Annotated in this window: 13 protein-coding genes; 5 read left to right on the top strand and 8 right to left on the bottom strand. The window is 39.3% G+C overall.

Going from position 1 to position 15394, the window contains the following annotated elements; all coding sequences use genetic code 11:
- Positions 1 to 7 precede the first annotated feature (7 nt).
- The 4 genes from H5157_RS01990 to dnaK all read right to left on the bottom strand — a co-directional run bounded on the left by H5157_RS01990 (position 8) and on the right by dnaK (position 4384).
- Positions 8 to 412 (bottom strand): DUF1761 domain-containing protein, encoded by a 405-nt coding sequence (locus H5157_RS01990; protein WP_002959069.1) that lies wholly within the window; start codon positions 410 to 412, stop codon positions 8 to 10.
- A 150-nt stretch (positions 413 to 562) separates the two neighbouring features.
- On the bottom strand, positions 563 to 1024 hold the full coding sequence (gene ybaK / locus H5157_RS01995) for a Cys-tRNA(Pro) deacylase (RefSeq protein ID WP_182716874.1): 462 nt from the start codon (positions 1022 to 1024) through the stop codon (positions 563 to 565).
- A gap of 101 nt (positions 1025 to 1125) precedes the next feature.
- Positions 1126 to 2265, bottom strand: coding sequence for a molecular chaperone DnaJ (gene dnaJ / locus H5157_RS02000; RefSeq protein ID WP_002959065.1), 1140 nt, complete (start codon positions 2263 to 2265; stop codon positions 1126 to 1128).
- Positions 2266 to 2467: 202 nt separating this feature from the next.
- Positions 2468 to 4384, bottom strand: a complete 1917-nt coding sequence (gene dnaK / locus H5157_RS02005) for a molecular chaperone DnaK (RefSeq protein WP_182724017.1) — start codon at positions 4382 to 4384, stop codon at positions 2468 to 2470.
- 241 nt (positions 4385 to 4625) lie between these two features.
- Between dnaK and H5157_RS02010 the strand changes: the two genes are divergently transcribed.
- Positions 4626 to 5441: a thioesterase family protein gene (locus H5157_RS02010; RefSeq protein ID WP_182724018.1), complete on the top strand. Its 816-nt coding sequence runs from the start codon at positions 4626 to 4628 to the stop codon at positions 5439 to 5441.
- On the opposite strand, the gene H5157_RS02015 is transcribed toward H5157_RS02010, so the two are convergent.
- Complete coding sequence (locus H5157_RS02015) at positions 5430 to 6176, bottom strand: ABC transporter substrate-binding protein (RefSeq protein ID WP_182724019.1); 747 nt, start codon at positions 6174 to 6176, stop codon at positions 5430 to 5432. The two genes, H5157_RS02010 and H5157_RS02015, sit on opposite strands and share 12 nt — an antisense overlap.
- A 164-nt stretch (positions 6177 to 6340) precedes the next feature.
- On the opposite strand from H5157_RS02015, the gene H5157_RS02020 reads away from it, so the two are divergent.
- The 3 genes from H5157_RS02020 to H5157_RS02030 are packed head-to-tail and all read left to right on the top strand — an operon-like array spanning position 6341 to position 9767.
- On the top strand, positions 6341 to 7507 hold the full coding sequence (locus H5157_RS02020) for a paraquat-inducible protein A (protein WP_024595565.1): 1167 nt from the start codon (positions 6341 to 6343) through the stop codon (positions 7505 to 7507).
- Positions 7504 to 9159 (top strand): intermembrane transport protein PqiB, encoded by a 1656-nt coding sequence (gene pqiB, locus H5157_RS02025; RefSeq protein WP_182695179.1) that lies wholly within the window; start codon positions 7504 to 7506, stop codon positions 9157 to 9159. Before H5157_RS02020 ends, pqiB begins: the two co-directional genes overlap by 4 nt.
- A complete protein-coding gene (locus H5157_RS02030) occupies positions 9159 to 9767 on the top strand; it encodes a PqiC family protein (RefSeq protein ID WP_024595769.1) in 609 nt (202 codons plus the stop codon). Before pqiB ends, H5157_RS02030 begins: the two co-directional genes overlap by 1 nt.
- Here the strand turns inward: H5157_RS02030 and H5157_RS02035 are convergent.
- Both H5157_RS02035 and H5157_RS02040 read right to left on the bottom strand, forming a co-directional pair.
- Positions 9764 to 10105: a GNAT family N-acetyltransferase gene (locus tag H5157_RS02035; protein WP_310736825.1), complete on the bottom strand. Its 342-nt coding sequence runs from the start codon at positions 10103 to 10105 to the stop codon at positions 9764 to 9766. The genes H5157_RS02030 and H5157_RS02035 overlap by 4 nt on opposite strands.
- 200 nt (positions 10106 to 10305) lie before the next feature.
- The gene (locus H5157_RS02040; protein ID WP_370626123.1) at positions 10306 to 10533 is read right to left on the bottom strand and encodes a hypothetical protein; all 228 of its coding nucleotides are present in this window, start codon (positions 10531 to 10533) and stop codon (positions 10306 to 10308) included.
- 323 nt (positions 10534 to 10856) lie between these two features.
- On the opposite strand from H5157_RS02040, the gene H5157_RS02045 reads away from it, so the two are divergent.
- A complete protein-coding gene (locus H5157_RS02045; protein WP_182724020.1) occupies positions 10857 to 12239 on the top strand; it encodes a Na+/H+ antiporter NhaC family protein in 1383 nt (460 codons plus the stop codon).
- 247 nt (positions 12240 to 12486) lie between these two features.
- Here H5157_RS02045 and H5157_RS02050 read toward each other — a convergent pair whose 3' ends face one another.
- Positions 12487 to 15369, bottom strand: a complete 2883-nt coding sequence (locus H5157_RS02050; protein WP_182724021.1) for an insulinase family protein — start codon at positions 15367 to 15369, stop codon at positions 12487 to 12489.
- Positions 15370 to 15394 lie beyond the last annotated feature (25 nt).

The following is a 15394-nucleotide window of genomic DNA, read 5'->3' on the forward strand; positions in this document are numbered from 1 at the left end:
TCAACCCTTACGGCCAAATACCTAAAATAAGCCCCATTAACGAAAACTGTAAAATACAGTAACTCCCATTAATTAAAAATAGCTTTAAAGGGCGTTGCTCAAATATATAACTTAATCCTAGTGAACTACTGATCCAAAAAAAGCCGATTACAAAGCCTGTTCCTATACACTCAACTAAGCTTGCGTCTTTACCTAAAAATAGAGACAACATTAAAGCCGCTATAAATACTAAAAAGAAGCTGCCGCCAAATATCAACTTAGGATTGGCTGATTGTAAATCAAGGTCAGTTAAGCCAATACTTTCTAGCCAAGCGTTTTTAAAGAGTGCTTTTGAGTACCATATGCCGCCAAGCATAAAAGAAGACAGTGCAGCCACCAGTATTGCAAAATAATCTACATCTAAAAGGTTCATACAAACAGCCGTATACAAAATGTGTAATACCGTTTGGTATTAAATATTAACGGTATAAAGATACTCTCAATGTAGTTACAAATAAGGTATTGAGCAAATTGCTTAACTTGAGTTAATTGCCTTTATGGAGAGTAATTTTAAAAATAAAGGCTATAAATCGCCAAATTTAGCGCTAGTTAACGCCGCTAAATTAGTTGGGGAGAGTGCGATTTCTAAACCTCGCTTTCCAGCGCTCACATAAATAGTATCAAAAAGTGAAGCACTACTATGAATAAACGTAGCTAAGCGTTTTTTTTGCCCAAGTGGACTTACTCCACCTAAAATATAACCAGTGCTAGCTTGAACTTTTTGCGGGGCAGCCATTGCTACTTTTTTGGCACCACATAATTTTGCCAACTGTTTTAAGTTAACTTGTTGCGACACAGGAGTAACAGCAACAATTAGCTGCCTTTCATGCGTTTCAAGAACGAGAGTTTTATATACTTGGGCGCTATCTAAATTTAACTTTTCAACAGCTTCAAGCCCATATTGACTATTACCTGCATCGTGATCGTAACTGAGTACTTCAAAGGGGATTTTTTGTTTTTTAAGTAATTCGATTGCTGGGGTCATACTATTGAATCGTGTTTTTTTTTAACAGTAACAAAAATAAAATTTAAAGCAAAAAAAACGACGCTAAAAAGCGCCGTTTCATTATTAATAATAATTTAAATTTACTTGGTCAAATCATCAAAAAACTTTTTAACACCGTCAAAAAAGCCTTGCTCTTTAGGACGATTTTTCGAGCTATCTGTACCCATACTTTCATCTAACTCTTGCAGTAGTTCACGTTGACGCTCGTTTAAATTAACTGGCGTTTCGATTACTACCTTACAAATTAGATCGCCTTGGGCACCACTTCGAACAGACTTAACGCCTTTGCCACGCATACGGAACATTTTGCCCGTTTGCGTTTCAGAAGGTATTTTAAGTTTTGCACGACCATCAAGTGTTGGCACCTGAATTTCGCCACCAAGACCTGCTGTTGTAAAGCTAATTGGTACTTCACAGTATAAATTATTTGCTTCACGCACAAATATTTCATGTTCGCGAACAGATACTTGCACGTACAAGTCGCCAGATGGCGCGCCGTGCATTCCGGCTTCACCTTCACCAGTTAAGCGGATACGGTCTCCAGTATCAACGCCAGCTGGAATTTTAACTGAAAGCGTTTTAGTTTTTTCTACGCGGCCTTGACCATGACATTTGTTACAAGGGTCTGAAATAATCTGACCTTGTCCCTGACACGTTGGACACGTTTGCTGAACAGCAAAGAAACCTTGGCGCATTTGTACTTGGCCAGCACCATGACACGTAGTACATGTTTTAGGCTTAGAACCTGCTTTAGCACCACTGCCATCACATGGCTCACAACCCACCCATGTTGGTACTTTAATTTCAACTTCTTTACCACGAACCGCTTCTTCTAAGCTCAAGTCCATGTTGTAACGTAAGTCAGAACCACGTTGTTGACGAGATTGACGTCGACCACCGCCGCCACCAAAAATATCGCCAAATACGTCACCAAATACATCACCAAAATCGCCATGACCGCCACCAAAGCCGCCATGACCACCGCCACCGCCTTGCTCAAATGCCGCGTGACCATGTTGGTCATACATTTGGCGTTTTTGAGGATCGGTTAAAATCTCGTAAGCTTCTTTAACTTCTTTAAATTTAGTTTCAAGCTCTTTATCGCCTGCGGTACGATCTGGATGATATTTCATCGCTAAGCGTTTATACGCTTTTTTTATGTCTCGCTCACTCGCATCTTTGCTTACGCCGAGGGCTTCGTAATAATCGCGTTTTGACATATCTATCACACTACTCTTTTCTGTTTGCAGCGTGAGCTGCTGGATAAACCGATAAATCGCATCGATTTATCATTGAATTTTTAAACCTTAAATACATGCAAAAGGCGCGACAAGCTATTGCTCGCGCGCCTCAATTGTTCATCCTAACCTAAACACTCGATTGAGTTAAGTGTTTTTGGCTAGCGAGAAGCGTTAGCAACAATTACTTGTCGTCTTTCACTTCTTCGAACTCTGCATCAACAACGTCGTCGTCTTGCTTAGCTGATTTCTGTTGCTCGCCTGCATCTGCTGAACCTTGCTGTGCTTTCGCTTGTGCAATTTCCATTAGTTTTTGAGACTTTTCAGCAAGAGCTTGAGTTTTAGCTTCAATCTCTTCTTTGTTGTCGCTCTTAATAGCAGCTTCTAAATCTACAACAGCCGCTTCAATCGCTTCTTTGTCTTCGCTTGGTAATGCATCGCCAGCTTCTTCAATTTGCTTACGAGTACCGTGTACTAGAGCATCAGCTTGGTTACGAGCAGCTACAAGTTCTTCAAACTTTTTATCGTCTTCAGCATGTGCTTCTGCATCACGAACCATTTTTTCAACTTCTTCATCGCTTAGGCCTGAAGATGCTTGAATTGTGATTTTTTGCTCTTTACCTGTATCTTTATCTTTTGCAGATACATGTAAGATACCATCGGCATCAACATCGAATGTTACTTCGATTTGCGGTGTACCACGTTGTGCTGGGCGAATACCTTCTAGGTTAAATTGACCTAGAGATTTATTGTCGCTTGAACGTTTACGCTCACCTTGTAACACGTGAATTGTTACAGCAGATTGGTTATCTTCAGCTGTTGAGAATGTTTGCGATTTCTTAGTAGGAATCGTCGTGTTTTTCTCAATTAATGCTGTCATTACTGAACCCATTGTCTCAATACCAAGAGATAATGGAGAAACGTCTAGTAATAGTACATCTTTGACGTCACCAGCAAGTACACCACCTTGAATCGCTGCGCCTACTGCAACTGCTTCATCAGGGTTTACGTCTTTACGTGGTTCTTTACCGAAGAAATCAGCAACTGTTTTTTGTACTAAAGGCATACGTGTTTGGCCACCAACAAGAATAATATCGTTGATGTCGCTTACTGATAAATCAGCATCAGCAAGTGCACGTTTAAGTGGCTCTAGAGATTTAGTTACTAAATCTTCAACTAGTGATTCAAGCTTAGCACGTGTTAGTTTCACGTTCATGTGCTTAGGACCAGATGCATCAGCAGTTACATACGGAAGGTTTACTTCAGTTGATTGTGCAGATGACAGTTCAATTTTTGCTTTTTCAGCAGCTTCTTTAACACGTTGCATTGCAAGAGGATCAGTTTTTAAGTCTAAACCTTGATCTTTCTTGAATTCAGCTACTAGGTAGTTGATTACACGGTTATCGAAATCTTCACCACCTAAGTGAGTATCACCGTTTGTAGCAAGTACTTCAAAAGTGTGCTCGCCTTCAACTTCATCAATTTCAATGATTGATAAATCGAAAGTACCGCCACCTAAGTCATATACTGCAACGATGTTTTCGCCACGGTTTTTATCCATACCGTAAGCAAGTGCCGCAGCAGTAGGCTCATTGATAATACGTTTAACTTCAAGACCCGCAATACGGCCAGCATCTTTCGTTGCTTGACGTTGTGAATCGTTAAAGTATGCAGGTACTGTGATTACAGCTTCAGTTACTTCTTCACCTAAGAAGTCCTCTGCCGTTTTCTTCATTTTTTTCAGTACTTCAGCAGAAATTTGTGGTGCAGCGCGTTTTTCGCCACCCGCTTCTACCCATGCATCGCCGTTATCAGCTTTGATGATTTTAAACGGCATAATGCCGATATCGCGTTGTACTTCTTCGTCTTCAAAACGACGACCAATTAAACGCTTGATTGCAAATAATGTGTTTGTCGGGTTAGTAACCGCTTGACGCTTAGCAGATTGACCTACTAATGTTTCGCCGTCTTGCGTGTAAGCAATAATAGACGGGGTTGTGCGATCGCCTTCCGCGTTTTCAATAACACGTGCTTTGCCACCATCAAGTACTGCAACACAAGAGTTTGTAGTACCTAAATCGATTCCAATAATTTTACCCATGAAACTTCTCCAACTTCAATATTCGTTAATACGTTCGATGACATAGTAAATAGGGATGCGCCAAACTTATTTCAACTGTAAAAATGAAAAAAAATCCATTTTTTGTGATTTATTTACAAAATAACCCTAATAATTGTAAGGAATGGTGATTTTTGCACCGCCAGAGACGTTTTTAATTACTGGTCTGACTAGTTTGGTTGTGTTATAAATTTATTAAATCGCACTATAAAAGGACATCTTCATGCATTTTGAACAATTACTTCTCCAAGCTGCAAAAATTGGAAGTTCAGACAATACCGAACAATTAACTAGCACAATGCAATTTCCAGAAAACTGGTGCCAAGGCAGAACTGCTTTTGGTGGGCTCTCAGCCGCACTGTTGTATCAAGCTATCAGAGAAAAAGTATCCAATGATCGTCGCCTACTCTCACTCAGTACAAATTTTGTAGGGCCATTACTAGCTGATACTCCTTTTTCGTTATCGGTAGAAATATTACGACAAGGTAAAAGCAGCACACAGGTACTCGCCAAAGCCATTCAAAATGAACAAGTGTGTGTAATTGTACAAGCGTGTTTTGCTAAAAGTAGAGAGTCGGGTGTAAATATGCCTGTTTCAAAGTCTTTAGGGTTAAAACCGGTAGACGAGCGCCATACTCTACCTTTTATTAAAGGCCAGATGCCTGAATTTTTTCAACATGTTGATTTATGCCCTCAACAAGGTGCCATGCCATTTAGCAGCGCAGAAACGTCTCACTTAGGGGGATGGATGCGCTTTAAACATACGCCCGAACAAATAACTGAAGCGCATGTAATTGCATTAACAGATGCATGGCCACCTACGTTATTACAAATGTTTAAACAACCCGCTCCAGCTAGTAGCATGTCATGGTATTTAGAGTTTGTACAAGAGCCAAACTTATCACCTGGCGAATGGCTTGGCTTTGAAGCAATCACTCATCATTCAAAAGATGGCTATGGTTTAGAAGATGGCTGTATATGGTCACAATCCGGTGAGCTAATAGCGCTTACACGTCAAACAGTGGCGTTATTTGATTGATGAATGGGTTTGGCCTTCATCAACAATTCTTTTATAAGTACCGTTTTGCTTGATGAGCGCCAAACCTATATCAAACTCAGTAGCTAAAGAGAGGTTATTAAAATAAGCAGGTCGCTCTGCTTTTGGAAATAAAGTGTAAATTTGCACAGCTTCGGGTGATTTATGTTGATTGTAGTAATAGTAAAAAATACGCTTATCTAACACAATTACATCCACCCAACCTTTTAACAGCTTATCTACCTGCGCCTTTTGATTAATAACCTCTTGATATGAGCTAAAGTGTTTAACATTACTTTTAAATATAGAAGGCAGATATGCAGTTGCATTTTGAAAAGCAAGGACGTTTTTATTAAACATGCCTTCTATTTCATCAATATTATATTTATTTCGCTTGAGTGTGATGGCTACATTTTCATAACTAAGTACCGGTTTACTTGGGTAAATACATGGACTACTTCTTCCTGCATAATTTAAAAGTATATCTACTCCTTTATTATGCAATTGATGCTCAGCGCGTTTATTCGACATATATTGCACATTAATATTGGCAAAACCATTAGCCTTTAACGCGGCTTTGATTAAACCTAGGTGTATACCCGAGTCTGTTTTTGCAAAAACATAGGGCGGAATTGATGCGCTCGCGGCGATAATTACTTCTCGCTCTTTATTAATAGCCACAGCATTTTGCGAACAAATAAAGAGCCACATTAGTATGCAGTACAAATAATATTTCACACGCTTCCTTTATATAACGAGCAGCTTGATGGCAGAACGCGTTGTATTAATGTATTAAATATAGCAAAATTGAAGAAATATTCTTCTTGCTTGGTATTAAATTGCAAACTGTCTGCCCCTGCTGCGATCTGATCATAGATATACCTCGCATAATCGCAAAACAAATGGCGATATGCCCACATTGTCACCATAAACTTTGCGAAGCCGATGTTAATCACGACAGTCGCATAGTTGCACTAAGCTTTAGCGCACTATTAATGTTGCTCAGCAGTATGTTTTACCCTTTTATTTCATTTAGTAGTAGCGGTATAACTCAAACTATTACACTGCCCGACGCGGCTCGAATTTTGTTTAATTATGATAGTGAGCTACTTGGCTTATTTATTGATTTGAGCATTATTGCCCTGCCCATGGGTTTGCTTGTTATTTTAATTCCTTTGCATCTTGGGCTTTTAAAAGCATTACCAGAGAGCATTGCAAGGCGACTACTAAAGTTCACTTTGGCGTTAGAGCCTTGGATTATGTCGGAAATATTTTTAATTGGCGTACTTGTTAGTATGGTTAAAATCATGTCGCTGGCTGATATTAGCTTCGGCACGAGTTTTTGGGCTTATGTGGGGTTTGTTATTTTATACATAGCTGCACTTGTTCACTTAAATCGCCCACGCTTATGGGCTCAAATAAAGCCTGTAAAAGTACTCGAAGGCGCAGAGCATGCTAAACGTGCAATAGATGAAAATATTAAAGCCTGCCATGTGTGCCATCAACTATGTACCGGTAATATTTGCCAGCGTTGCCATACAAAAACACACGTTAGAAATCCTTATAGCGTACAAAAAGCAGCAGCTTGGCTAATTACTTCTGTTGTTTGTTATATTCCAGCAAATGTTTTACCTATTATGCACACCACTAGCCTTGGGGATGAATCCCCTTCGACTTTAATTGGTGGTGTTATTACTCTTTGGAAAAGTGGCTCCTACCCTATTGCCGCTATTATATTTTTAGCCAGCGTTGTGGTGCCACTTGCTAAAGCTTTTGTATTGAGCTTTTTATGCTTTATGGTTACAAGGCCTGCCAATAAACATACAAAAAGTTACACCCGAATTTATCAACTGACTGAGTTTATTGGTAAATGGTCGATGATAGATGTATTCGTGGTTGCTATTTTAGTGGCCTTAGTTCAACTGGGTAATTTAATGTCAGTAACGCCAGGATTAGGCATTGTATTTTTTACAGTTATGGTAATATGCCAAATGATGGCTGCCCATGCCTTTGACCCACGCTTATTGTGGGATTCCCCTAAAAACAAAAAATCAGAGAACAAAGCATGACCGAAACCGCCGAAATAACAAAAGAACCGAAAATTTCCGCTATCTGGATCATTCCGGCAATTGCGCTGTTAGTGGGCATGTGGATGTTATACCAATACCAAGCTAATAAAGGCCCTACTATTTTTATCGAAATGCCACAAGCAGAAGGTATTATTGCAGGTAAGACTGAAATAAAAGTGCGCAGTGTAAAAATAGGTCAAATTGATCATGTTCGGCTATCCGACACGCAAGACAGCGTAATTGCTCGCGCGCAAATAGATAAAAATTACAACGAGCTACTGACTAACGATGCCAAAATTTGGGTCGTAAAACCACGCATTGATGAAACAGGTATTAGCGGGATGAGTACGTTATTGTCTGGTGTATATTTAGAGTTTTCACCCGGTGAAAGTAAAGAACTAAAAGAGCGTTTTAAGTTACAAGATGAACCCGCCCTCATTGGTAAAGATGTGAAAGGTGGTCGTTTTAAATTAATGAGTTACAACGCTGAAGTACTTGATGTAAGCACCGGTATATTCTTCAAAAATTATAAAATAGGGCAAATAGAAACCGCCACTTTTGATTGGGAAAACCAAGCAATGAAGTATGGCGTATTTATTAAAGCCCCTTATCAAAATCTGATCACCATGAACTCAATATTTTGGGTGAACGCAGGAATTGAAATTGACCTATCTGCCGATGGTATCAATATTAATACGGGCTCTTTGAGTAAACTATTAAAAGGCGGTATTTCGGTTGGTTTACCTGAACAACAGGCCCCGGGTGAAATAGCACAAGATGGGCATAGCTTTTCATTAAGCCAAAGCTATAAAGAGGCGTTAGAAGAGCGCTTTTATGATTTTGATTACTACCTAATTGAATTTGAACAGTCAGTTCGAGGACTACGCACAGGTGCACCTGTCGAATACAGAGGTATGCGTGTAGGTACTGTTGTTGAAACCCCTGCCAATGTAATTATTGACGGTAAACCTGCCCACTTTAGAAACCATAATACGGCGGTTCCAGTGCTTATAAAAGTAGAATACGGACGCTTGTATCATGACAGTGCTTCAGCAAAAGAGTATTGGCAAGGCAGTTTAAAGGGCTGGATTGAAAGTGGTATGCGCGCCTCGTTAAAGCCCGGTAATTTATTAACGGGTGCTGTGTATGTAGATTTTGACATATACCCCGACGCGCCAGAAGCGCACCTAGGTAAACTTGTGCAGTATGATGTTTTTCCGAGTATTTCTAGCGGCATAACCGTATTAGCAGACCAAGTCTCTGACGTACTTAATAAAGTAAATAACTTAAAAGTTGAAGATAGCTTGGCACAAATGCAAGCTACATTTACCGATTACCGAGCGCTTGCTAATGAAATGCGAGAGCTGCTAAGCCAAAAAGATACACAAAACTTACCAGGCGACTTTAATCGTAACTTCGAAAAGATGACAAAAAGCATGGAGCAGTTTGAAGTCACTATGCGCCAATTTGATAAAACCATGGCCAGTTACCAAGCCGGTTCTGAACTTCATCATCAAATACAGCAAACATTAAAAGAGTTTAAACGTTTAAGTGAGGGCCTACAGCCTCTAACTCGCGGATTAAACGAGCAACCTAATATGCTAATTTTTGATAAATCATTACCAGCAGATCCAAAACCAAGGAAGCAATAATGAAATCGTTATTTTTAACTGCAAGTTTATTATTACTATTGGCAGGTTGTAGTTCATCAATACAAACTGCGACACAGTATTACCAGTTTGAGCAGCCTATAGGTGCATCGTCTCGAAACGTTGCAGATACAGATGCGCAACTAAGAATACAAACTGTTGTACTTAGAGGCGCTTTAAATAATTTGGGCATTGCTATGAAAATAGATAGCAACCAAATTCATGCTGCAAATTATAACCTGTGGGGCGAATCGCCGGATGTAATGCTTACTGCAACAGCCCAGCAAACACTTTTTAATGCTATGCCCAACTGGATGGTAATAAAAGGCTTACCGGTCATTACTGAACTTGATCAACAAACGTTTTATGAGCTTGAATACGAAATTCACCACTTTAATGGCGATATGCAAGGTAACGCTGATATTTCTGGGCTTTGGCGTTTATATTACACACACCCTGAAACAGGCCGACGCCTTATAAGTATTAATAATTTTTCGCAATTGGTCCCTATTGATGATGATGGCTATGACGGTTTAGTTTCAACACTTGAAGCAACATGGCTAAATATAAACCTAAATGTTGCAAAACAAATAGAACAAGCAAGACTTTAATCGTTAAGTGACAATATAATCACGGCGGTTTTATCATCATTGATAACCGCCTTGCCCTCTATTTTAAAACCAAATTTTAACAACACATTCTGCGATGCCCTATTATCTGGTGATGTTATTGCACACAGTTTTGTAATTCCAAATTCATGCTTATGTTGCAAAAGTGCGCTGGCCGCTTCAAAAACATAACCCTTTTTTTCAAAAACGCTTACAAGTGCAAAACCTAAATCAGGTTGTTGTAACGCGGCGCGTTTATAAAACCCAACAACGCCAACCACTACAGCATTATGCAAAGTAATAATGTAAGGCCCAAAGCCTTGGCGTACATGAGAAGCAATAAATGACTAGGGCCTGTTGACCTTTCAGGATTAAAATTTGTTCAATCTAGGGGCGATTTAATCGCGGCGTGAGGTTTATAACCTAGTGGGCTAAGTAAAAACCGAGCAACAAAGAGTTAATTGCCCCTAGGTAGAACCCTTCGGGCAGCGCATGTTTGGCATTTATGCTGTGTTATCGCCTATTTATGGGGAATACCACACTACATAGGCTCTGCCTTGCCTAAATACCAAACATACTGCTGCAAATTTAACCTCGAAAGATAAACAGGCCCTATAATGTACGACTTGGCATCATCAAGGGTATAGATTGCTTTATCACCAATATGCTCTATGAAACTCGCCTGATTAACTAGCTTAAGTAAAATAGCTGCATCAAGCTCATTTGCATGGCGCAACAACAGTCGATTTGTTTTAAATACAGCGTTCAATGTAAGCTCCTTTAAAAAACTTTGTTTTGCATGTAACTTTTTATTGACTGAAATTAAAAAGCAGATTATTTTTGCGCCGATGTTTTTACAGGCACAACAATAGCGGTTTGCACTCCTTGCACCGTCTGGCGCCAAAGCCAACGCGTTTCACTTAAGCTGCTATTTAACATAACTGTTTATGTGTCCCTTCCTCGCGTACAAAAGCAGTGACTTGGAAGATGATTTTACAACAAACTTATCATCTTCTTTGTTTTTGTATAAGCAGTTTAAAAATTAATACTATTGTAATTTTTATACATGCTTTTAATTTTGTGAATACTTAAATGCTTGAACCTTCTGCGTTAAGTTTACTGCCACCTTTGGTGGTAGTTGTATTGGCTGTTGTATTACGCCGCCCTATTTTATCTTTACTTATTGGTGCTTTAGTTGGTTTAGTTATCGCCGATCCTGCACAAGTACTTACTAACTTTGCGAGTACATCGCTAAAAGTGATGACAGACGAAACCATCGGCTGGCTAATACTTGTATGTGGTGGCTTTGGCGCTTTAATCGCGCTATTAGTGCGCACAGGTGGCGCATCGGCTTTTGGCAAGTTAGCCCTTAAATACACTAAAGGTAAGCGTTCATCTTTGTTTATGACCTTTTGTTTGGGTGTAGTTATTTTTATTGATGACTACTTAAATGCGCTTACCGTGGGTGAAACCATGAAACGCATTACCGATAAATTTAAAGTGAGCCGTGAGATGCTTGCCTATGTTGTAGACTCTACTGCTGCACCAATTTGTGTACTTGTCCCTTTATCTACCTGGGCGGTTTTTTTTGGAGGCTTACTCGTAGATAACGGTATTGCTGAAGAAGGCAAAGGGATTGCGGTTTATATCCAAGCCATACCATATATGTTTTATGCGTGGTTTGCAGTGCTTGTTGTTTTACTTGTTGTGCTGGGTATTATTCCTGCGATTGGTCCAATGAAAAAAGCAGAGCAAATGGCACAAATTGAGCAAGCTCAAGTCGACCCTGCTCAATACAATGATGTTCAAACAGCGGATGAATATGCAGTAAAAGCCGTAGAAGAGAACTTTGAAGATGCTGATCCTAAAGGTAAATTACGTAACTTTTTGGCGCCGATTATTTTACTGGTTGCATTTACTGTTTACTTTGAAATAGACGTATACAAAGGCTTATTAGCAACAATGGCGGTCACTCTCCCGTTTTATGCTCTACAAAAATTAATGAGCGTAAGTGAAATGATTGAACGCATGCTTGATGGCTTTAAAAGTATGATCCCCGCGATTGGTACTGTTATAGCTGCGTTTATATTTAAAGATGTATGCGACTTAATTGGTTTGCCTCAGTTTGTTATTGGCAGCTTAAGCCCTTATATGACCGCTGCATACTTACCAGCCGTGGTATTTATTTCAATGGCTATTTTAGCGTTTGCAACGGGGTCTAGCTGGGGTATTTTTGCTGTATCAATTCCCATTGTTATGCCACTGGCTAATGCGGTTGATGCAAACATACCACTGGTAATTGGGGCGCTATTATCGGCTTCTTCTTTTGGTAGCCAAGCGTGTTTTTACTCAGATTCAACCGTACTCGCAGCGCAAGGTTCTGGTTGTAATTTAATGAGCCATGCCGTTACACAATTGCCATACACGCTAATTGCTGCGGCATTAGCTGTTATAGGCTTTTTAATAATGGCTTAAATACTATACCAATCCGCAATAATACTTAATCATTTTGCGGGGCTAAACGAGTCGCTACCTGCGTTAAAAAATTTTTATTTAGAACAACTAAATAGCGAATTTTTTGCCTAGCTATCAACACGTTTTTCCATCCTCAAAATAGATCACTTAATTAAGCGAATTAGTATTATTGGTAAATATAGTGAGATAAATAATAAACCCCAATGTAGTGATACATTGGGGTTTATTTTAGCTACATAAATAAAGCTTATTTTTGTAGTTTAATACCATTGTAATAGGCATCAAGCGTTGTGATTTTAGTTTGATTTGGTAAATCGGCAAAGTCACTTTCTATAAACTTAGTCCCGCGTAATTGCACATTTAAACGTGCCGCATTAGGATTAAGCATTGTTTGCTTATAGTAGTCTTTTATATCTGCAAGCGTTACTTTTTCAACTTCATCAATCAGCTTTTGCTTAGAATCAAAGGTAAAGTTTTCACGGTACCAATCGTTTATAAGTGGGCTCATTTCGTCACTTAAGTTTTTAGGCTGCTCTTTAAGTGATACAAGGGTAGAGTTTTTAAGCTGCTCAAAAGTCTCTTCGCTCATGTTATCAAGTTCAACTGCGTATTCTTTTTTAAACTTATCAAAACGAGCTTGTATTTCTTTTGGTCCTTTAACCGGTGTTTGGATGTACAAACCAATTGCTGAGTAATCTTCAATTGGGCGAGCTAACGCACCTACTGCGTATGCAAGTTGCTCCTCAGTACGCATTTTATCAAACGCAACTGTTCTAAAATGGCTTTGTAATACAGCTGCTTCTGCTTTTTGTTTGTAACCCGCAACAGGATGAACGGTCATATCAACCACCGCTACATCGGCTACATCAATATCTTTTTGCAGTACCAGCGTTTCGCCCGGTTGTGGCAACCACGCTTTGCTTCGTGCAAATTCACTGCGCTTATGATTACTTGGTAATGTTGCACTTAACTCTTGTGCAATCGCGTCTATATCTTGCTGATCGTAGTTACCGTAACTAAATACACGTAAATCGTTTTGTGCAAACGTAGCTGTTTTTAATTGTGCTAAGTCGGCAACACTCAGTGAGTCAGCGGCTTCAATAAGCGCATCTGTATCAAAGCCACCTGTACGGGTTAGTTTTGAATACTCGCCAAATGCTTGTGCATACGGAAACTGCTTTTGTTGGTTTAGTAAATTACGTTTAAAGCGATCTACCGCTTGGCTAAATGCTTGTGCTGTTTCATCGGCTTTTAACCCGGTTAAAGCTTGTTTAAGCAATACATCTTGCTTATCTGTAAAACCACTCATAGATAAAACAAGACCATTACTCGGTGCTAAGCTTACGCTCATACCGGCGATTGCTGCTTCGGTACTTAACTGACTTTGTTGAATATTATATAAATCAGCCCAAACAGAATAAAGGACTTCTGCTTTGATATCGTTCAAACCTGGTTGAGTATTTATATAAACTTCAACAAGCCCTTTTGGCTGCTCTGCAAATTTTTGACTTGCTTGGCGCCATACTTTTACACCATTTTTATCGTAAGCAAGCTCTGGGTGTTTTTGCTCTTTAAATGCTTGCGTTTTTATTGCAAAATTTTCAGGCAATAAATTGTTTACTGTTGGTAGTGCTAACTTAAATTCGCTTGGTTTTTTCCAGCTGGCAATTTCATCATCGCTAATGTCACTGATGCGGTATTTACCGTCGTAAAAGTGTAGTTGTGAGTCTGTCTCTTCTTGCTGCGATACATACCAAATACGAAGGGTGTCGGCATTTAACTGCTCAAGCACATTGTTTACAGCGTCAGCGTCAAACTTTGCATAATAATAAGGTGCATTAATAGCGTGATTTAACGGATAGTCTTGCATGCTTTGCGTAAGCGAGCTTACATAATTAAACTCATCACCTTTTTCTAAAAACTTAAACTGGTTATTAAGGGAAGTACGAATTTCGTTGAAATACTTGCTATCAACGCCTTCTTTTTTAATTAAATCGATGTACTGCATAATAGTCGCAACTATTTCGTCACGATTTTTCATGCCTTCATCGGTAAGCTCTACATTTACATTTAACGAACCGTAGTTGCCATATTGATTTGGTGCAGCTGAAGCTGAAAGCTGAGACACCCACCCTTTATCACGAAGAAGTTGCGCTGGGCTGCCCGGCATTTCATTACTTAGTAAATACGCTACAAATCGGTTTGGTTTAAGTGCAAATTCGCTATTATTATTAGCAATGGTGAAATCAAGTTGCAGCTGTTTTACATCTTCATTTGGTGCATAAAACACGCGTTTTCCGCCAGCGTTATCAAAATCAAGTTTTGCAGTCACTGTTGGTTTTTCGATATTTTTATTTTTTATGTCAGCAAAGTATTTTTGCGCTTTTTGCTCCATTTCAGCAATAGGTAAATTAGAAATAAGCGCAACTTTCATAATATTTGAAGAGTAGTATTTATTATAAAAATCAACCGTTTCTTTATGAAGTGAACTGTTTTCTTTATCGCCAAGGGTTTCTAGGTTACCAATTAAAAAGCGATTAGCCGGGTGATCGCCCATCATTTTACGCGCGAGTTTAAATTGTCCAAAAAAGTCCATTTCACGGCGCATTGACCACTCTGCATTCACTGCATTTTTTTCTTTATCTGTGTATTCTGGGTATAACTTAGGCGCTTTGAAAAAGTCAGCAAAACGGTCTAGCCCTTCATCAAACGCGTCGTTATTAATTTTAAACATGTAATTAGTAATATCGAGCCACGTGTAAGCATTGTGCGCGCCACCATTTTTGGTCATAAAATCAGAATACCCTTTTGTGTCTGGGTAGCGATCTGTGCCTAAAAACAGCATGTGCTCTAAATAATGCGCCATACCTTGTTGCGACATTGGGTCGTGCAGTAAACCAACACCAACGCTTAGTGCCGCTGCAGATTTTTCAGCACCTGGATCTGACACTAAAATTACTTCAATGTCGTTTGCCAGCTTAAGTGTTTTATATTCGCGGTTATCGTTAGGACTTACGACTAACGTATCTGATAGTAAAGAGGCCTGAGGCGCCACTGAAACCGAAGCCGTATTTGAACAACCACTTAAAACTGCAAGTGCGATTGCACTAAAACCAATAATCTTTTTCATTTTTGTTTTCCATTAAAAAGTATTG

Source organism: Pseudoalteromonas sp. SG43-3 (genome assembly GCF_014164385.1).
Taxonomy (GTDB): Bacteria; Pseudomonadota; Gammaproteobacteria; order Enterobacterales; family Alteromonadaceae; genus Pseudoalteromonas; species Pseudoalteromonas distincta.